This window comes from Brevibacillus parabrevis (assembly GCF_003710905.1).
Lineage (GTDB): Bacteria > Bacillota > Bacilli > Brevibacillales > Brevibacillaceae > Brevibacillus > Brevibacillus parabrevis.
In genome coordinates, this window is record NZ_RHHV01000012.1 from 1 (window position 1) to 18,335 (window position 18,335).

At 45.4% G+C, this 18,335-nt stretch carries 18 protein-coding genes and 2 tRNA genes; 14 read left to right on the top strand and 6 right to left on the bottom strand.

Annotation, left to right across the window (positions count from 1 at the left end; translation table 11 throughout):
- Positions 1-432 precede the first annotated feature (432 nt).
- The 6 genes from EDM60_RS15805 to EDM60_RS15830 all read left to right on the top strand — a co-directional run bounded on the left by EDM60_RS15805 (position 433) and on the right by EDM60_RS15830 (position 4,965).
- A tRNA-Ile gene (locus EDM60_RS15805) sits at positions 433-509 on the top strand.
- 44 nt (positions 510-553) lie between these two features.
- Positions 554-629 (top strand) — tRNA-Val (locus EDM60_RS15810).
- A 546-nt stretch (positions 630-1,175) separates the two neighbouring features.
- Positions 1,176-1,415 carry a hypothetical protein gene (locus tag EDM60_RS15815; protein WP_122964845.1) on the top strand — a complete coding sequence of 80 codons (240 nt, stop codon included), beginning with the start codon at positions 1,176-1,178 and terminating at the stop codon, positions 1,413-1,415.
- Between the two features lie 1,219 nt (positions 1,416-2,634).
- Positions 2,635-3,288 (top strand): glycosyltransferase, encoded by a 654-nt coding sequence (locus EDM60_RS15820; protein WP_174769219.1) that lies wholly within the window; start codon positions 2,635-2,637, stop codon positions 3,286-3,288.
- A 126-nt stretch (positions 3,289-3,414) separates the two neighbouring features.
- Entirely contained in the window at positions 3,415-3,630 is a 216-nt protein-coding gene (locus EDM60_RS15825) for a WYL domain-containing protein (RefSeq protein WP_122964847.1), read from the top strand.
- Positions 3,631-4,317: 687 nt separating this feature from the next.
- Positions 4,318-4,965, top strand: coding sequence for a hypothetical protein (locus tag EDM60_RS15830; RefSeq protein WP_141254226.1), 648 nt, complete (start codon positions 4,318-4,320; stop codon positions 4,963-4,965).
- A gap of 650 nt (positions 4,966-5,615) precedes the next feature.
- Here EDM60_RS15830 and EDM60_RS15835 read toward each other — a convergent pair.
- Entirely contained in the window at positions 5,616-6,119 is a 504-nt protein-coding gene (locus tag EDM60_RS15835; protein ID WP_233454162.1) for a VanW family protein, read from the bottom strand.
- 323 nt (positions 6,120-6,442) lie between these two features.
- Positions 6,443-9,331: a BMQ_0737 family morphogenetic spore coat protein gene (locus EDM60_RS15840; RefSeq protein ID WP_122964849.1), complete on the bottom strand. Its 2,889-nt coding sequence runs from the start codon at positions 9,329-9,331 to the stop codon at positions 6,443-6,445.
- 148 nt (positions 9,332-9,479) lie between these two features.
- Here EDM60_RS15840 and EDM60_RS15845 point away from each other — a divergent pair, with 148 nt between their 5' ends.
- The 3 genes from EDM60_RS15845 (at position 9,480) to EDM60_RS15855 (ending at position 11,230) form a co-directional block, all read left to right on the top strand.
- A complete protein-coding gene (locus EDM60_RS15845; protein WP_122964850.1) occupies positions 9,480-10,034 on the top strand; it encodes a hypothetical protein in 555 nt (184 codons plus the stop codon).
- A 132-nt stretch (positions 10,035-10,166) separates the two neighbouring features.
- Positions 10,167-10,607, top strand: coding sequence for an ASCH domain-containing protein (locus EDM60_RS15850; protein WP_122964851.1), 441 nt, complete (start codon positions 10,167-10,169; stop codon positions 10,605-10,607).
- 212 nt (positions 10,608-10,819) lie between these two features.
- Positions 10,820-11,230: a GNAT family N-acetyltransferase gene (locus EDM60_RS15855; protein WP_122964852.1), complete on the top strand. Its 411-nt coding sequence runs from the start codon at positions 10,820-10,822 to the stop codon at positions 11,228-11,230.
- A gap of 308 nt (positions 11,231-11,538) precedes the next feature.
- Here the strand turns inward: EDM60_RS15855 and EDM60_RS15860 are convergent, their stop codons facing one another.
- From EDM60_RS15860 to EDM60_RS15875, 3 genes are all read right to left on the bottom strand, one after another.
- Positions 11,539-12,411 carry a discoidin domain-containing protein gene (locus EDM60_RS15860; protein WP_122964853.1) on the bottom strand — a complete coding sequence of 291 codons (873 nt, stop codon included), beginning with the start codon at positions 12,409-12,411 and terminating at the stop codon, positions 11,539-11,541.
- Between the two features lie 646 nt (positions 12,412-13,057).
- Entirely contained in the window at positions 13,058-14,182 is a 1,125-nt protein-coding gene (locus EDM60_RS28940; protein ID WP_173599833.1) for a hypothetical protein, read from the bottom strand.
- A 397-nt stretch (positions 14,183-14,579) separates the two neighbouring features.
- A complete protein-coding gene (locus EDM60_RS15875) occupies positions 14,580-15,149 on the bottom strand; it encodes a DJ-1/PfpI family protein (protein WP_167470314.1) in 570 nt (189 codons plus the stop codon).
- A 254-nt stretch (positions 15,150-15,403) separates the two neighbouring features.
- Here EDM60_RS15875 and EDM60_RS15880 point away from each other — a divergent pair, with 254 nt between their 5' ends.
- From EDM60_RS15880 to EDM60_RS15895, 3 genes are all read left to right on the top strand, one after another.
- Positions 15,404-15,967 carry a hypothetical protein gene (locus tag EDM60_RS15880; RefSeq protein ID WP_122964856.1) on the top strand — a complete coding sequence of 188 codons (564 nt, stop codon included), beginning with the start codon at positions 15,404-15,406 and terminating at the stop codon, positions 15,965-15,967.
- A 415-nt stretch (positions 15,968-16,382) separates the two neighbouring features.
- Positions 16,383-16,682: a hypothetical protein gene (locus EDM60_RS15890; RefSeq protein ID WP_122964858.1), complete on the top strand. Its 300-nt coding sequence runs from the start codon at positions 16,383-16,385 to the stop codon at positions 16,680-16,682.
- Positions 16,683-16,702: 20 nt separating this feature from the next.
- A complete protein-coding gene (locus EDM60_RS15895) occupies positions 16,703-17,266 on the top strand; it encodes a hypothetical protein (protein WP_122964859.1) in 564 nt (187 codons plus the stop codon).
- An 85-nt stretch (positions 17,267-17,351) separates the two neighbouring features.
- Here EDM60_RS15895 and EDM60_RS28685 read toward each other — a convergent pair whose 3' ends face one another.
- Positions 17,352-17,528, bottom strand: a complete 177-nt coding sequence (locus EDM60_RS28685) for a hypothetical protein (protein WP_167470315.1) — start codon at positions 17,526-17,528, stop codon at positions 17,352-17,354.
- A gap of 181 nt (positions 17,529-17,709) precedes the next feature.
- Between EDM60_RS28685 and EDM60_RS15900 the strand changes: the two genes are divergently transcribed.
- Together EDM60_RS15900 and EDM60_RS28690 are read left to right on the top strand one after the other, a co-directional pair.
- Positions 17,710-17,955, top strand: coding sequence for a hypothetical protein (locus EDM60_RS15900; RefSeq protein ID WP_122964860.1), 246 nt, complete (start codon positions 17,710-17,712; stop codon positions 17,953-17,955).
- A 136-nt stretch (positions 17,956-18,091) separates the two neighbouring features.
- Complete coding sequence (locus EDM60_RS28690) at positions 18,092-18,244, top strand: hypothetical protein (RefSeq protein ID WP_167470316.1); 153 nt, start codon at positions 18,092-18,094, stop codon at positions 18,242-18,244.
- The last annotated feature ends 91 nt before the right edge of the window (positions 18,245-18,335 follow it).

Consider the following 18,335-nt stretch of genomic DNA (forward strand, 5'->3'; position numbering starts at 1 on the left):
GGTTCGGGGGGTGAGAGTAGGGGGAGGGGGAAGTTAAAGTGTTGGAGTAGGGGAAGAAGAGGGATAAAGAGCAAGGACAAGAGCAATGCGACGGCACTCCCTCCCGACCCCCACTTTTCATTCCCCAAGCCCCAGAATTGATGAATGTAGCAATGATTTAGGAGGGTACTTAGAAAAGGAGGGCAGTCAGTAACAACTTGGAAAAGTAGAGGGGTGGAGGGCGAGGAAAAATTTATCGGTTATTTTTCAGCAGAAAGGGGAGACAGCTTGATTTTTACAGGGGGTGAATACGCAATAAAGTCAGGTTTTAAGCGGGTTTTTCAAGTTCTTTTGGTCAGAGTGAAAAAAATTACAAGAAATTATTCATTTCCTCTTGAAATCCAATTTAGGATGCTGTATAGTAATAAATGTGATCGACGTCCGGTGCGATTGGGGCCCTTAGCTCAGTTGGTCAGAGCGGTCGGCTCATAACCGATTGGTCGTAGGTTCGAGTCCTACAGGGCCCACCATTAAGTGAGTACATACGTTTCACAAGGTCACATACATATCCCATGATCCGGTAGCTCAGTTGGGAGAGCACCATCTTGACAGGGTGGGGGTCGCTGGTTCGAACCCAGTCCGGATCACCATATAATGAATGCTGAAACCTCTTGGTAATCAAGGGGTTTTTCTTATTGTTGTCATTTGGTTGTTTCATTGGTTTTGATACGAATTTGTATTTTGATACGAACCTAGGCTATTTTCGGGTTTTGTAGAATATATTACCAAATCCATCCCGGGTGTCTCTCTGGAGATTAGGCAAAGGTTTCTATATGTATCTAATGTAATACGGACATTGGCCTGATCTAGCATTTCTAATACAACCTTTTCGAATTTACTCCTTGTTTCAATAGCAAGCTTGCATGAGGATGACGGATATCATGGAATCGAATTTTCCGCAAAGCTGTCTTCTGAGTGAGGATGCCAAAAGACCTATTCAACTTGCGTAGGGATAGTGAAGTGCCACCAGAGGTACAAATGACCCACCCAAAACCTCAATACAAAGGGCGGCGGTTAGCCACCATTTTCTGATAAGATCGATAAGTCGCCAACTGTTCGTTTCCCACCTGCTTTTCATTACTGTGATATAATGAAAATAAAAACAATGGGGTGTATTGTTGAAGAGACAATTTTTGATGATTGTAAGTGATGTAACCAAACCACAAATAGATAGCGCCAGCGAAGCAGTAAAAGATTTTAACGAATTTATTGACTTGATTCCAATTGAGTCTAAATCTGATGGAGGCTATAGCCTGTACCTCGATATTCAAAAAGGCGATGTTCCGATAACAGTTTCAGATACACGAAAATTCCTGAGAAATTGGTTTATGCCTTTAAAAATAGAATGTGATTCAAATCCACGAGACTTTTATTAAAAGTCTTTTTTTATACAAAGTAAGTAAAAGTAAGTAAGAGGTGTGGGGCGCTGGTTCGAACCCAGTGAAAACTTCTTTTGACTGTTCCTTGATGAAGCTGATTGTCGAGTGGCTCCCCGATTTATCCAATCGGCTGTTTTGTTATCACTTGCTACGTGGATTCAAATGTTGCATTCAAATCCTGTAAATATTTACGCTTAATTGGCCCGTTGTAAATCTCCTTTGTTATCCGTTGATGGAACGCCGTGTGTAATGTCCATCTAAGTGGATTGACTCCTGGCAATACCAACTACACTCTTGCTGAAGATGCAGCTCACAATGCTTCTTCGCCTATCGGTTTGCCTTTCTATACTGGTACTGCAGATTAGACAGCACTCTAATAGCCATTACTTTCGAAGTCGCTCAACCGAGCGGCTTTTTCTTTTGGAAAGGGGGAAGGAACACGGTTGTTCTAGAATCACTTGGAAGTTGGGTGCAAAATACGAGTAAAGTCTTGGATCAGGATCATTTTATTTACTTGTTCACTCATCCAGGCGCGGACTGTAACAGTGCACCTGTCACATTCTCACCAGACGGGCCAGTAATGGCAGCAGGACATGACGCTTCAACAACTTATGCATTGATTCCGCTAAGTGCTAGTAGAATTGTGTCACTTGGATCACTCAGCAGAAGCGTTTTCCAGAAGATATGGAAGACGGGTGACGTTGCTGACCCAGTGTACCCGCATAATTTGATCAAGTTTGATTGAGACGGATAGGCCAGATAAGTATGATGTTGATAAGCCTGACAATTTTATCGATAAAGAAACGTCTACGGCCTTGAAGCTGGAGGGCTGGAAACGTGAAGCCGGCTTGAAGGCAATTGACAGTGTTTGACTGCCAAAAGACTACTGAACAACTCGAACGCCTGGAAAAAGCGATTGACTAACGATCCAGCAGGCGGACTGAGCGAGTTGCCCCCTGGCTCATGTTTACGATGCCTGACCGGACGACAGAAAAAACAACGCGACAAAAACACAGCCCTCCGTCCGGGGGATAACCGGGGAGGGCTGTTGCCTGTTTGAACAACTCCATGAGCATTTCATCTATCTTTTGGCAACCATTGAAAACAACCCTAAATAACCTCAAAGTGGCAAGTGTAATGTATAAAATCAGGTATCTCAACCATAATAAAACAGCCTGAAAAGACTTATTTTCTATGAACAGAGGAGCAGATGAATATGAAAATCAAACGGATGCTTGCGTTACTGTTGACCTTGGCACTCGTTTTTAGCATGATGCAGGCAGTAGTATCCGTGCAAGCCAAAGAGGGGAAGGCCGCTGATTCAGTTTGCCTCAGTCCCAAAATGGTGCAGTTGAAGACAGATATGCAGAAAGTCTGGATCGACCATACAATATGGACGAGAAGCTACATTGTCAGTGCCATATCGAATCGTCCAGACCAGAAGGACGTTTTGGACCGACTTTTGCAGAACCAGCAGGATATCGGGAATCTGATCAAGCCTTATTATGGGGAAGCCGCCGGAAATAAGCTGGCTGATCTTCTCAGAGAGCATATTTTGATCGCTGGGAAAATTGTAGCGGCTGCCAAAGCGGGCAATCAGGCGGATGTGAAAAAGCTGGAGGCGGACTGGCATAGAAACGCTGACGATATTTCGAAATTTTTAAGTGCAGCGAATCCGAACTGGCAGTTTAAAACGCTGCAAGATATGCTTTATGCGCACCTTCAATTGATTACGGAAATAGTTCTGAACTGTCTCAAAGGAGATTGGAAAGCGGATATTGCAGCAACGGACAAAAACGAGATCCATATGATTCATTTGGCGGACATTTTGACAGAAGGCATCGTCAAGCAATTCCCTGAAAAATTTTAACCGGGTAGCTATAGGGCAGTTCGACGCTTCTGCAAAGCTCCACAAGTGTGGAGCTTTTTTTATTTGCATATTCGTATTATGTTCGCATATAATACAAACAAACGTTCCTATATGGAGGCGAACAGCATGAAAAGGCAACTGCAAAGAGCCATACAACAGCATCAGTACATCCGGATTATTTACCTTGGCAGTGACGGCCGCACTACACAGCGAACTTTGCGTCCCATCGAAATTTCAGACGACCGACTAAAAGCGTACTGCCTCACGAGAAAAGCGCCGCGTGTCTTTGTAATCGACAACATCCTTGCGGTACAGTCAGTGGCGAACCGCCATGCTGTCTGATCTCTTGTAACATATGGAAGGGTTGGTGTGTTGAGAGGGCATTCCAGATAGACAATCCGTTCTCGATCCGATTTGTTCTGCCGAAGCAACGAGAAGGGGTCCTTCAGCTGAAGAAAGACAAGAAACTGGTAAAATGCCTTCTTTAAGTGGGGTACTTCGCGTCAGCAAGGTTCATATTTTTTCGGATCTCGACCTGGTCGTTCCACTACGGGAGCGTCTCTGTGATGTACTTCTTATCTATGTAACGGCTGGACATTTTTGTGATGCTCTGAAAGTGGATTAGTTCCAGCTGTGTAACATCGCCGCTGAGGATGTTTCGCGCTGCGATTTTGAAAAAATTTTCCGCTCACGCTTCTTCATGCCTGTTACCGGTTACCTCTCGTCGTTTATTAAAATCTTTCTCCCGATGTCCTTACTTAGCGAAGGCGCTATTAAGCGCTAAACTAAGGAGGAGATTGTGATGATGAAAAAATTTCTGAATTGGGCCCGTCGTTATGGCAATTGAAATGATCATCCATTGGTTTAACTGATCTTCTGGCATGGGGCTGGGAGATTCAATTATCCCGCCATTCATCAAATCGCGCGGGTTGAAACGATAACTTTAGTTAGCTGCAAGATAAGCTTGCTCCCTTTACCCTAAATCTGCCCGTTGTAAATCGTTATCTTCTTATTTGTTGATGGAACGCCGTGTGCGATGAAAGTCGCTCGCACGGTGTAGGTCCAGGGCGACCTGGAAATAGCTTATCAGTAACAATCGAACAGACAGCACTAAGTGCGGAACAAGTCCAATTTAGATGGAGGTGGTCAGATAGCGACTATGCCGATTACATGGTGGCTTATGTAAATGGGCAGGAATACAGGGTCTTCAATTACGGAGAGACTTATGGATTTGGTGCTATTAAAACATTACGTGCGGATACAAGCTATGACATCACGCTTCATTTTTACAAGAATAATGTCAATATCGCCCAAGGCGAACTGCATATCGTTACACCGCACGATGATACAATTGCTCCAAACGTGAATGCAATGCTTGGAAATCACACATCGACCACGGCAGATTTTGAGGTTTGGTCAGATGAGCCCGGGACTATTTACTATATCTTCGTTAGGGACGCGGATTTTAACGTTATGCCTAATAAAAGTTTGATTATGGCCGGGAATGATCCGCGAATCGTACGATCTGGACAATTGAATGTAACAGCCGATCAACGGAAACAGGTGCTTTTGGATGGATTTACTATTACCGAGCCAGGATATTGGACACTTTATTTAGTATCGGAGGATTCGGCGGGTAATATTTCAAGTATCCAAGGAGCAGGGTTTTCTCTGTGAAAAACGTCGATACTTTTTTCAGCAAACGGGATGTGACTGTTTGCGGTCAACAAAACGGTCATGTCGTTTGTTGATCCAAACAAATTAGTCGTTGGCGGCTGATCCTTAGGATTTATCCTGGGGTTTTTTCTTGGAAAAGCTTGAGTAAAGTGCGGAAGAGTCGGTCAACCGAGCGGCTTTTTTGACAAGGAAGATGAATAAGGTAATGAGGACATTTGCCAATAACTGCCCTAATCACCAGAGGAGCAAGTCAGAGAGAGGCACAATCGAGCTGGGCTTCCTTCCTTTATGGCTTAGGCTCGCAACGATTTCGGTCGTGCCAAACATCCCAAATTGAACAGCCTGAAGTGGCTGAACGTCTAATCGAGTGTCAGCTAACGGGTAAAGATTTTGGCGAGAGAATTTTTACATTCGTACCGCAAACAAGGGGGCAGGAAACAGGGCAGGCAAGACAGCAAATGTTTTGGCAGAACGGAACAGCGGGTGTTGAGCATTCAACAACTTTTGCATTACGGCAAATCTAGATAGGTTCTTGATGCCCCTACCGAGTTATTTCATATTTGACTTCAGAATAATTGTGAATCATCAATTCTTCATGCAGAAGATTCCCGGTTCGTTTATCAATGACTCTCCTCCATATTTCGTTCTCTCTAAAATTTTTCCCGTCTATATGATGGAATTGATGATTTCTTTCTTCCAAATGGTAGGAAATGATGATGTCTCTCCGTGATTTCTAACGGTGTATGCAAGGCAAGCCAAAAAAGCAAGTTCGCTAACTGACACAACCCTCCCCCAACACCTGTTTTCACTTCACCTTGCGATAACAGCAATCCGTCAATATACCCTTTGCTCGATGTAGGTTTCCCAATTAAATGCCAAAACGAAAAGGTTTCACCTGGCTTCAAAACAATCCCGTCCATGGATTTTAGGGCAATGCGTAGATTAGTAATTTTATTTTCCTGTAACATCGGATCGGATGTACCCAATTTTCTCCTTAAAAGCGATTGATGTCGTTTGACTACATGGGGGAAGCGATCAACCATTCGCTCATTGGCAAAATTCACAAACAGATTGCGAGTCGTTCTCTTTAAACGAAGCTGAAGGATTCTGAGTTTGTAGACTAAAGGCATTTTAACTGCGAGCTGTTTTATCATTGAGCGGTCACCCATTACCAATTTGATTTTTGCGTGCGATGGAGTTGCGGACAACTTGAACGGACAACTTGAACGATTGCGAAGGTCGGGAGTAATCCCAGACTGCTCCTGCCAACCGGAAATTATACCATAATATGGATTCCTGATGTTTTCCATTTCGCGCTTCTTGCGATACAAAATTTTGAGCGCGGCGATCACTGACTAAAATGGGACTATCCGGACAGCAAACAAAAGGCAGCCGAGCTTGAAACGAGAATGAAAAGTCCGAAGCGCCAGCTGCCTTTTTGCAAAATACGCATGTCTTCCGGCTTGACGATCGTTGCTTATTGCGCGAACAGGCTCGGGCATTGCGGCGGGAATGCAATGGGCGGGCAACGGAAAGATGGGGGCGGGACGGGAACCGGGAACGAGTTCGGACGAGGTGCACAAAGTTTGGCGAGCACTTCCAGCTTCACATCCGTTTCCACCTGGATCTGCACGCAGATGACGATGTCCATGGCGATCCTGCCGTCCAACAGTACATGGCTGCTCGGCGTACACTCGCTGGCGACGATGTGGCAGCGGATGTTGGAGGCATTCAGTGGCTCGGGCAAACAAAGCGCGATTTCGCTGTCGAGCTGGGCAGGAGCCGAAAATTCGCACAGCAGCGCGCTGTCGGCAAATACGCGGATCAACTGCGTGGAGCGAAGCAGAAAGTGGACGATGCCCATGCGCACTGCGTTTCCGTAAACGAGACTGGTGTCGCGGTGGATGCTGATAATCGAGCAAGCAGCGTCTGAACAGCACGGTGGCTGGACGTGTCCGGATGATGGCGGAACAAGCGGCGTTGCACATTGGATATCGATACGCTGACCGGCCAGGATTGCGGCTTCCACCAGCGGGCGGCACTCGTCTGGAATCCGGACTTCGTTTCGGCCCGAGAGCGCAGTGTAGACCCAGTCGTATATTTTAGGGACGCGGATGCAGACTTCGAGGACGTTGATAGGGATCGGCGGAGCTGGCACGATGATTTTGACGATAAATGCGTCCAGATTCCCTCCAAATAAAGTCTGCGCTGCCCCTGGAGTAATGGGAAACGGAACCGGATCTGTTTCAGGAGTGGAAGTAATGCCTGTCACGTAGGCGTTTCCCGATCCATCTACGGAGATGCCGAAAGCTTGGTCGTCTTGCCCGCCTCCCAAGTAGGTGGAATAGCGGAGAGCGTTGCCTGCGGTGTTCAGGCTGGTCACGAATGCATCGTGGCTGCCGCCCCCGTAGTTGCGTTGAAAGGCATTCAGTGTGATCGGAAAAGGGACGGGTGCTGTTTGAGGTGTGTTGGTGATACCCGCCACGTAGACGTTTGGCAAGGAATCAAGTGCGATCCCGAAAGCCTGATCGTCCTGACTGCCGCCTAGATAGGTAGAAAACACAAGCGCGCTGCCTGTCGGGTTCAGCTTGGTGACAAACGCATCTAAGAGCCCCCCTCCGTAGACCGTCTGGAAGGCGCCCGGGGTGATTGGAAAAGGGGCGGGATCGGTCTGGGGGGTAGCGGTGCTTCCGGCCACGTATGCGTTGCCTGCCGTATCCACCGCGATGGCAGCTCCTGCATCGTTTTGCCCGCCGCCCAGGTAGGTAGAGTAGACAAGCGTGCTGCCAGTGGCGTTCAGTTTGGCAATAAACGCGTCAGAGCTGCCTCCCCCGTAAAGCGTTTGGAAGGAACCCGAGGTGATCGGGAAGGGAACGGGATCGGTCTCGGGAGTAGAGGTACTTCCCGTGACGTACGCGTTTCCCAAGGAATCGACCGCGATGGCGGCCCCGGAATCGAACGATCCTCCGCCCAGATAGGTAGAGTAGATGAGCGCGTTGCCCGCGGCATTCAATTGGGTGACAAACACATCTGTGTTCCCTCCAAACGACGTTTGAAACGCGCCGGGAGTAATGGGGAAAGGTGTGAAATCCAATTGAGAAGTTGCCGTAGTGCCGACGATATAGGCGTTTCCGGCGGCGTCGACGGTAATACCCGAGCCGAAATCGATGGAATCCCCGCCAAGGTAGGTGGAGTAAACGAGGGCGTTGCCCGCAGGGTTCAGTTTGGTGACAAATGCATCCAACGCTCCGCCAAAAGTCGTTTGAAAGGCCCCCGGAGTGATGGGAAATGGAACAGGATTCGTTTGAGAGCTGTTCGTGTTGCCTGTGATGTAGGCGTTTCCCAAGGAGTCGACGGCGATCGCCGAACCTTGGTCGATCCCCCCTCCACCAAGGTAAGTGGAGTACAGGAAAGTGTTTCCGGCGGGATTCAGTTTCGCGACGAATGCATCCGATGTCCCACCAAATGTTGTTTGAAAGGCTCCGGGAGTGATGGGAAAAGGAACTGCAGCCGTTTCGGGAGTGTTTGTAGAGCCTGTCACGTAGGCGTTCCCCGCTACATCGACCGCGATCGCAAAGCCGATCTCGAAATTCCCTCCGCCCAAATACGTGGAGTACTCCAGCTCAGGATCGATGACGAGCGGGTAATGCGGATCGTAGTCAGCTCCGATCCGAAAGCGAATGACGGGTGCGCCATCTAGTTGCTGTTCGAGCAAAAAGGAACTGCTGACGTTTGCCTTCCGCCCGCCGATCTGCTGGTAACTGAACGGACGTGCTTCGCGAAGCTCCCCGATTTCGGTGTGTATGAGGAGATTCCCTTGCTCATCCAGAGACAACGATTTTGCTCCGCGATAGGCAAAACGGATGTCTGCCACCTTCGCACCGGGCTGAACGACAAATTCGTATTTGATCCGGCCGTTATCACTGTGAAACACGAGGTCAATTCCCGGCCACAGCTTCGGATAGACGACGTGCTCATACGTAGGAATATTTGTATGCCATTTGGAAGAATCGTTGCCCTTCAAATAGTTGACTGTCCTTGTAGCGAGCTTGCGGCCTGTCGGCTTTGCTGCCGGATTGGAGTCCAAAAACGCCAAAGACAGCCGGACTCCGCGTACCTGCTTGTTCCATTTCTCCGCGGATTGAGGAAAAATAGAGCCGAGGGCTGCAGTGGGCGAAAAATCTCCGGCAGGCTTCTCTTGAAACGTCAGGAGAACTTCTCCCGGCATGAAGTACGCTTCATAATCGGCTCCTTTTACGTAATAATGAAGTCGGGAATCCGCCTGGCCGACATTCGGGACAAAAAAAGGACGACTTTTTCCGAATGTCTGCAAAACCTGCTGCCTGTTGTCATTCGCGATGGGCATCGAATCACTCCTTCCGTAAACGAGGTGCCTTATTGCTATACGTATGTACTGTTGTAGGTGTGTGGACTGGGCGAGTGTTTATTTTTGCCGCATGGATGATTTGTAACATCAGGGACTCTCTTTTTCAGCTTTGCCAAAAGGGCATGGGATGGAGTTTTTAATTTTCGAAATTCTCACCAATAAAGTAATTAAATCTTCCGTGTTTCTTACCCTCCATGAGAGAATGAATATAGCTACCCGTTCGTTCAGGGGGCATCATGATTGCATCACAAAAAAATCAAGCGAGGCGAGCATGGACCAAATCCAAATTTACGTTACAGATAATTCTGAGTGTCTTGAGTTTGAGGCGGAAAGCAGAGGTTGCCGATTTGATGTCTACGTTAAGTTCAGCGATGAGTTATTCAGTATTAAAATTTATGATATTGTGCGGCTAACCCAGGACTTTGAAAGCGAGGTTGCTTCAAAAGGCTTTTACTCTGTTGATCCTAATGTAGTATTAGTTCCAGCGGTGACTAATACGCATATTTGCACAACTGTAATGTCGCTTGCAAAACAGAAGTATTTCAGTCAAATCAAACCGCTTTGTGCTCAGGAAGTGGAAAAAATCATGAAGGATCTCTCACCGATATCTCTGCCAACGTCGTTTTACGATAATGGACGATCGGATAATCGGGAGGGGCAGACAGCGAAAGTGCCAAGCTGATTCAGGGAACGTGAATGCAAGCGAGCAGCCATCGGTACATACGTGTCAAAACATATGATTGTTGTGTGTGGCATTGCGGCTGAAGACGACGAGGAACGTAGATAGCTGCGATCAAATGGGGGGCAGTTCGGCATGAAAGCAATTACCATTCACCAGCCGTGGGCGACGCTGATCGCTTTGGGCGAAAAAAGGTTTGAGACTCGGAGCTGGAGCACAAAATACCGCGGCTCCATCGCGATCCATGCTGCCAAGAAGGTAGACAAGGAGATTTGCTTGCTGGAGCCTTTTCGTAGCGTACTAGCAAAGCACGAATATACGGCGGACAACCTGCCGACAGGCGTAGTGGTAGCGACAGCAAAACTTGAAGAATGCCTAAAGATTGTTACGCTTGGAACGGACAAAGTGGCAGCTATTCGTGAAGCGGATGAAGTAATGATACCAATCGAAGGAAACGAGATAAGCTTCGGGTGGTTTGAACGAGGAAGGTTTGCTTGGCAGTTGACGGAGGTAAAACGGATTGCTCCGGTGCCCGCAATAGGCAAACAAGGGCTTTGGAATTGGGAAGGAGAATAAGGTCAAGGCGTAGTAGTCGATTGGGTAAAGACATACCGCTTCACTAAGGTACGTATAGTCGATGAAAAGTGGCTTATTTTGCTTTCGCCGTTTGCGACAAAAGCTGACGTCGTTACAAGCGAAAATGGTAATATTTTCATTAATCAACATGTAAGGGGTGTCTCAAATGAAGTTAAATCCTTATAACTAAAAAATGGAAAGTGAGGGATTGCATGTCATTTGAGATGATAGAACGTCCACCTACTCTTGAAGAGTTTCAGCAGTTGTGCGTTTCTGTCGGTTGGGAAAAGATGATGAATTTCAAAGTGATCAACCACTCACTTGAAAATTCTTTGCATGCAGTTGTTGTTCGCTTCGAAAGCAAAATAATTGGTATGGGCCGAATTATTGGCGATGGGCACGTTTATTTTTATGTGCAAGATATTGTTGTGCGTCCGGAGTTTCAAAAAATGGGGATAGGGACAATGATTATGGACAATCTCATGCTCTATCTAAAAGAGAATACTCCCGACCAAGCTTTTATCGGTCTCTTTTCGTCTAACGAAGGCAAGAAACTGTATGAAAAATACGGCTTTCAGCAGTACCCTGCTTTAACCGGAATGTTTCGAGTAGCGCCAATTTAGCTAGTTGTAGGCTCCTCCAAGGTTGGGGGAGTCTTCGTTTTTATCTGTTTTATCATAGTCGTGAGGCTGCTGCGTGGGAAATATTCCCCGAAGTCGCACTTGTTTATCTATGGTTAACATCCTACATCGTCTGCGGAATAATTCATGATCAGCCGCTAAAACTTTGTGCAATGTTGAGTGAATTGATCGAATCGATAGGAACTTCAACTGTTAAATGATGAGGAAATCTAGTGAATATCCATGAATCATATAATAGCTGTAAAGGCGTAAGTACATAAACGGCGCCCTCATGGAGGGTGCCGTTTATGTTATTTGCTATATTCCATGACTTCAAAGGATTGGATTTTGTTGAAGGCTACGTAATCTTTTCGTGATGTAAACGGCCCCTTATTAAAGTTCTTTTCAAATATGTATGTTTCGTTGCCGCGTCCATCTGCACGATTATTATACCAATTAATGAAACTTTCTACTTCAGTTGAAGATAAATCAAATTCTTTTTCAAGACCACTAATCATTTTAATAACAAGTAATGCACGCTCTCCAGCTGGCGTAGGATCGGGAGTTGGATCAGGATCAGTGTTTATGAGTGTGTCTCCGATCATTTCCAATTCCATAATTCCTACAGAACTCCCAGTCGGATCATAATAACTATTTAAAACGTTGATACGATAGTATCTAAAGTATTTCTTATTATTCGTTTCTACTGTTACTGGAATTCTATCATTTTCTAACTTCCCTTCGGTAACAAGGGCCCATGTTGTATTATCATTTGACCCATATAATTTCCAGTCCTTGATAAGTGACTTTACGGAGTCATTGTGGAACAAAGGGGTTATAGTAATTTGATTAACCTTCTTTTTTTCAGTTGAACCGAAATCAACTTTTAAAAAATGGCCGCCTTCAGGCGGTGTTGTTGCATAAACGTACCAAAAATCTAAGTGATTAAAATCAACAGAATCATCAAATGCTTTCCATCCATAATCATTACGTCCACCAGACCCATAATGGGCGCTTTCACTAATGACGATGGGAGCAGGTTTATCGAAGTCAGTCATTGCTGGAACAAGATCTTTAGTAGGCTGTTGATCTTCTGCTAAAGCAATGTTTTGTCCCGAAAATAAGATAGAAAATGCCAGTACAAGACTTACTAAAATTGAGTTATACCCTTTTGCAAGACGCACAAGAACCCTTCTTATTTTTCAAAAAAAGATAATAGGAACCAATAAAAATATAGAGCACTGAGTTAGTTTTTGCAAAACAAAATATGGAAATTTTTTGAGCCTAAGGTAGAGAGTTTTTCTTAGTTAAGTCTAAGCAACATTGTTGCCGAGATGATTTTATGGACGGACGATTACAATCAAAGTCAGGGGCGGATCAGGCAACTGAATAGGGCCTTATTGCATCATCGTCACAAGATGAGAAATGCTGAGCGGATTCACTGATCTAGCAAGTAACCCACTTAGCAGTAATTAAGAGAAAAGAAGCCCCAAAGGGACTTCTAACGATGCCCTCATCTTCTAGCTACATGCTTTGCATTTGCTATACAAGCAGAAGAGGGGGACACTAAATAAGTAGGTTTAATATTCTCGCTATTATTACGAGTGCTCCAATAGCAAACATCAAGAATCCAATGATTTTAAATAACCAATAATCAAATTGGCTATGAGGATCGCTTGCTGATCCAATTATTCTAGAACGTAATTTTTGGACGTCCTTGGTTCTGAACGCAGTGAAAAAACCTATAGTGGAAAGGATTACAAGTGCGATTAATATCCAAGGCGAGTCATTCAAGAAATATACACTCCTACTATTGATGATTTAATTTGATTAACCAAAAATAGATCGAATTACTCTTTCGACAATATTTCTATCGTTACTCTCCTTTTCTTCTCGGTCTCTTGATCTTTTTTCTCTAAATAGGTCCTTTACGTCCTCAACAATGTCTTTAACAGGCTCTACAATGTCCCTTTTAATATCGAGAATTTCTTTAGTTCCTCCGTAAGTAATACTGCCACCAATTGGTACTTTTCCTGCTACACCAACTTCGAGTCCCGTTGGAGAACTACCTGTAGAACTGTAAGGTTTAGTGAGCCCTCCTGAAATTGGTCCAAGTTGTATGCTTTCATTTATTGCAGTTCCTGAGATGAAATCTTCTGGTTTAATATCATCAGGTATGTAACCAGCTTTACCACTGAATCCGACGTCAAAGCCAATCCCGATATTTCCTCCTATGTATACCTTTCCGTTTTTGTCAATTGTGATTGCGGCACCACCACCACCGCCTGCAATTGCACTTCCACCAAATGAAATATAATCAATTTCTCCAACAGGACCTTCAAAAGTATTTGTTGAGACCTTTTTCTCTTGTTTTATGTATTCAGACTTAGAATTTGTTATAGAAGGCTGAGAAGGTTGATTGCTAAGTATTTTGATTAGATTCTTATTGGGGAGCGTAGTCTGTGCTTTCAGCTTAAGTATGGCATAGGGGTCATAGGTGTCTTTGTTAGATTTCGGTTTAGTATTGGTATAACCATGTAAATCTTTATCCTTATCTCTATGGTCTTTCACAACAACACCATGTGCTTCTTTATCTTTGTCAATACGTTCTTTTACAACAGGCTCTTGTTTTGAGGATTTATTATCGGTGGTTATTGAGCCTGAGTTCCCGCTATGAGTGCCTTCTGGAATGGATTTGGCGATTACTGTTGATTTCGGTTGGACAGTCGGATTTTTTTCATTTTGGGGAGTGGACAGGGCTGGTGTGACTTGACTGCTCTTATAAGCTTGTTGTGCTGCTGGACTAATTTGAACGGAGTCACTTTTTGGATTTGTGGTTGTTACGGCTACTTCTTTAGGCGGAGAGGCTGGTTTAGTTGGAACTGTAACTTTTGTAGTTTGCGAAGTGTTACTTTTGCTAGGTGTGTAATCACGAATAGATATATTTTTTGCCATAAATGCCTCACTCCTATATCATTATTCAGAATATATTAGGAGTATCGGAGAAAAAACCAAAATTGTTAATATTTAGTTATTGGTTGGTTTGAGATGCTTTAACTGATAAGCTAAGCAGAAGATATTATCCTTTTGCAAGGCAACTATGGTTTCCGTCAGATAAGACGGTTCTTCATTTCAAACAAACAAGGAAATCTGTTCGGCGATTTAACCAATCTATATATACCTGTGTTATTGGAACCAAAACTACTCGTTGGTGATGTTCCAAGATTGAAGGCTACAAAAACGACCCGCTGTGTTCTCAACCCCTAAACTACAATGAAAAGTAGAAGAGGTTGAGAGTGCTTCTATGATGAGTGGTTCCTTGACCGATTGCAGTATCGATAGCAACTTGCACCTACGACATCGACGGCTCTCTAAAGTACTGCAAGGGATTTTTGTCCTCAGGCTCTACACCGCCAAGCCTTCGCAACACTTCCTCCGCAAAATCAAGATAATTGGAGCCTGTAGCTGTAATCACGTTCTTATCGATGACAAGCCGTTCATTTCGCTTGTTTTCCCAATTCATCACGTGCTCGTATTCCAGATCGCTCGGTTCAATAGAGGCAGTATAGGCAATTTCATTGAGAATGGCGGCTGCGCCGAGCAAGGAAGGCCCACCACAAATCGCTGCGATTAATTTGTTTTGTTCGTAAAATGACCGAATAACTTGTATCAATTTTTGGGCGTGCAGAAACGGATGGGGGGCGCCGCCCGGAATAACCAGGGCTGCAAATTCGTCAACATCGATATCTTGAACGGATCGGGCAGGAAGGTAACATAGCGTAGATAAGGCTGTAACAGCCTCTCCTTTCGGCTTGGTCGAAAAAGTAACAAGCGTGTAGTCGGTTCTCTTGAGTGCCGTGACTAATGTAATTACTTCAAATTCTGCGAATGAGTCGTAGAGGAACAGCAGCAGTTTTTTCAATCCAATCATCCTTTTGCGGTTTGTGGCGCTTCTTTTGTTCGTTGAATTGTGAATAGTATAACATTTGGGTGCGTCTACGACTTGCTTTTGCATGGAAGTGCTGAAAAAGAAAAAAAGCCCCAAAAGAACTGTTAACGATGGCCAAGCCTTCTTGCTGTGCGCTTCGATTTCATTACCAAGAGGTTAATGGTACAATCGATGCAGATAGCGATAGAAGAAGACGCCGGAAAACGACGAGGAAACGGGGGAACAGCGTGTCTTTTGTATTATTTTTGCCAATTGGGTTTATCGCGGTGGTTGTTGCCATTGTCATGGCTTTTGTCGGGATGAGGAAGGACGCGCAGAAGCAAAAGAATGAAGCCAAACGAATTTTTAAGAGAATGAACATCATTTCGGCTGTAGGATTTGTTTCCATCGCGCTGGGGCTTTTTGCTCCGAGTGGACAGAATGAATCGACGGAAAAGGCAGTTCCGGCCAAGGGGGCGGAGGAGTCCGCGGTCCTTCCGGCTGAAAAATTGGCCGAGCTTGAAAAAGTGATGCTAAAGGACTATCACGAAAACTTCTCGATGACATCGTGGTACCAAAAAGAGCTGAAACTGGCGATCGCGAAGGGCGAGCAAGGTTTTTACAAGCTTGGCCTTTACACCGGATTGACGGAATCAGAAGAAAGCAAGAAAATCGCTGATCAGCTGACGCATCCGTTTTTGGGCATGGTCAATGAAAACGGAGCCGTGCTCCAGGGGCACGTGCAGACGATCGATGTTTTTGGAAAAGAAGATAAGCTGTTACTGAGCGTCAAAAATCCGATAGTGAATTAGCGAACGAGGCGGCTGCGATTGCGCCTCTTTTTTGTTGGCAGAGTGCGCCCCCAATCAGAGAAAAGCGCTTTTTCATGGACTGTAAGAACGTGTATCAAGCCAAAGAATGTTATCTTTTTGGGGAAAAGATGAGACGAATCAAAAGTATTGTTGCGAGTAGTGTTAAAAAAAGCTCGAAATGTTGGTCAATAAAGATGCCTTTGTATGAACAGACGATTTGAACCGTGAAGTAAAGCGATAACATCAAAACTAGCGCCAAAAAGTAGCCCCGCTGATTTCGCCAGTAGTACAAATAAATGCCCTCCTTTTGCTTGAAATTGAAATTCGAATTGATTTCGTTTATTGTAAATTATACCAATTTATGAGCGCTCAACAAACAAACTCCCCCAATTTTACAAACGGAAGTGAACATACGATGATCCCCTTGAAAGACTACCCGCACACGAAAGAAAGCCTGCTCCACTTGCTAAAGCAATCATGTGCCCAAGCAAACTCGCACACCGCGGCGGAACTGGCGGAATGGTGCTGGCTTTTTTGGTCGCGCTGGAGAGCAGATGAGGATGACTTGTTTCAGCAGACAGACGAATTGACCATAGACATCGTCATGGAGATTGCGGAAAAGTGGGTAAGCCAAGAAGGAGCACACGCTGCCCACGATGTGCAGTTCTCCAAGAAACAACTCGCAAAGTGGCTGGAGCGATTGGGGGAACATTAACCAGAGCAGGGAGAGTGCAGATGATTCCCGATGATGTAAAAGAACGGTTGAAAAAGAAATACAATCTGGAGGAACCAACGCCATTCAACTCGGAGCAACGACTCCCACCTCCGAGAAATAGGACAGAATATCCGGCAACTACAGAGTTTCATATAGACCCATACAAAGGGGCGGGAGAGCTGTTGCTTGGCATGACTCCCGACGAAGTGCAGGCCGCGCTGAATTTTCAACCTCGTGCGGGGCGCAGGTTCCATTATGGTACGGATACATGTGACAAAATGGATGATTACCGTTGTTGTTTTGTGTATTTTAAAAATGATACCAATAAATGTCATTTTGTGGAGTTTTATTCGGAGCGGATTTCGGTCATGTTTCATGGAAAAAACCTCATGAATATTCCTTACGAGGAAGCAGAAACGTTTGTCAGGCAATATGATCCTGACATCCAAACGAACGGAACGGGTTTTATTTCATTAGCGTTGGGCTTTGGTGTTTATGCCGAATTTGCCTTCGAGAACACAAGTCTTCCGGTTGAAACCGTGTGTGTATTTGAAAAAGGGTATTTTGCTAAGAACAATAAATAAAGGTGATGCCGTCTTCAAGCCTAAAAAACGGTCAGCATGTCGAGGGGATGGATCAGAGGGGCGTAACCGTGGTAAGACAAGATGCCTACTCGTAGTGCGGCGCTGAAGGATGCATATAGTCCAGCAACTCGGTCAGCCCCCACAAAAACAGGAGCATGACAACGAGACACATCCATTTTACCGGCAGCGACCTGACCTGTACGATTATACCCCAGGCAAGGAGAAAGATGACGACAAACATGGCAGAGAAAAAGTCATACATACCGAGCGCTCCTTTCGCCATGAAGTACGTGTTTGGATGAGATTGGTTACAGGCAGCGGCAGGTGAACAACCAGGCGAAGCGGGCAAGAGACGCGAGAGCAAGTTTAATCGGCAGCGAAAAGCTGTTTTTATGACAAACAAGCATCCACATGAAAAGGCACTAATCTTCGCGGAGGCGCTTATGGCTTATACATACGACCAATTTATGCTTGATTTGTTCCAAGGCAGAGAAGTGGAATTTACGTATAAAGAAAAGCGCTACTCCATCACGAATACTCCAAACGGCCGCTGTTTTTGCCAATATGGCGCGGAGGATGCCGCATGCTTTGCCAACCCGCAAGAACTCATTGCCAGGGTCAGGATTGAGGAAAAGTCGTTGGAAATGCTGTTTCGATCGAATGAATTTGTTTTGGAAGTTCTCTATTAAGGAAGCCGGATTGGTAAATACACCATTTCGCAGCCGTTTTTCAGTACATCCGTCAACAGCCTCCGGGATATCCGGGGGTTTTTTCAGGTATGCGGGACTTGGTCCATTTCATGAGGACAGAAAGAGCGGATCGGCCATGGCAGAAACGGCAGGCGAGGGGAGCGGAGCAGAGCAGGGAGTGGGCAAAGGGCGATTGGACAGGGGGAAAAAGCTGGGACAGGCCAGAAACAAACAGACCAAAGACAAACAGACAAAAGAAAAAACCAGGGAGCTGCTCCACTGGCATTAGAAGCGTTATGCACGCACAAAATCCGCAAGCCAAAAAGAATAAACAACAATCCCGAAGAACAAAGCGACAATGCCTTGCGTGCGATTCCCGT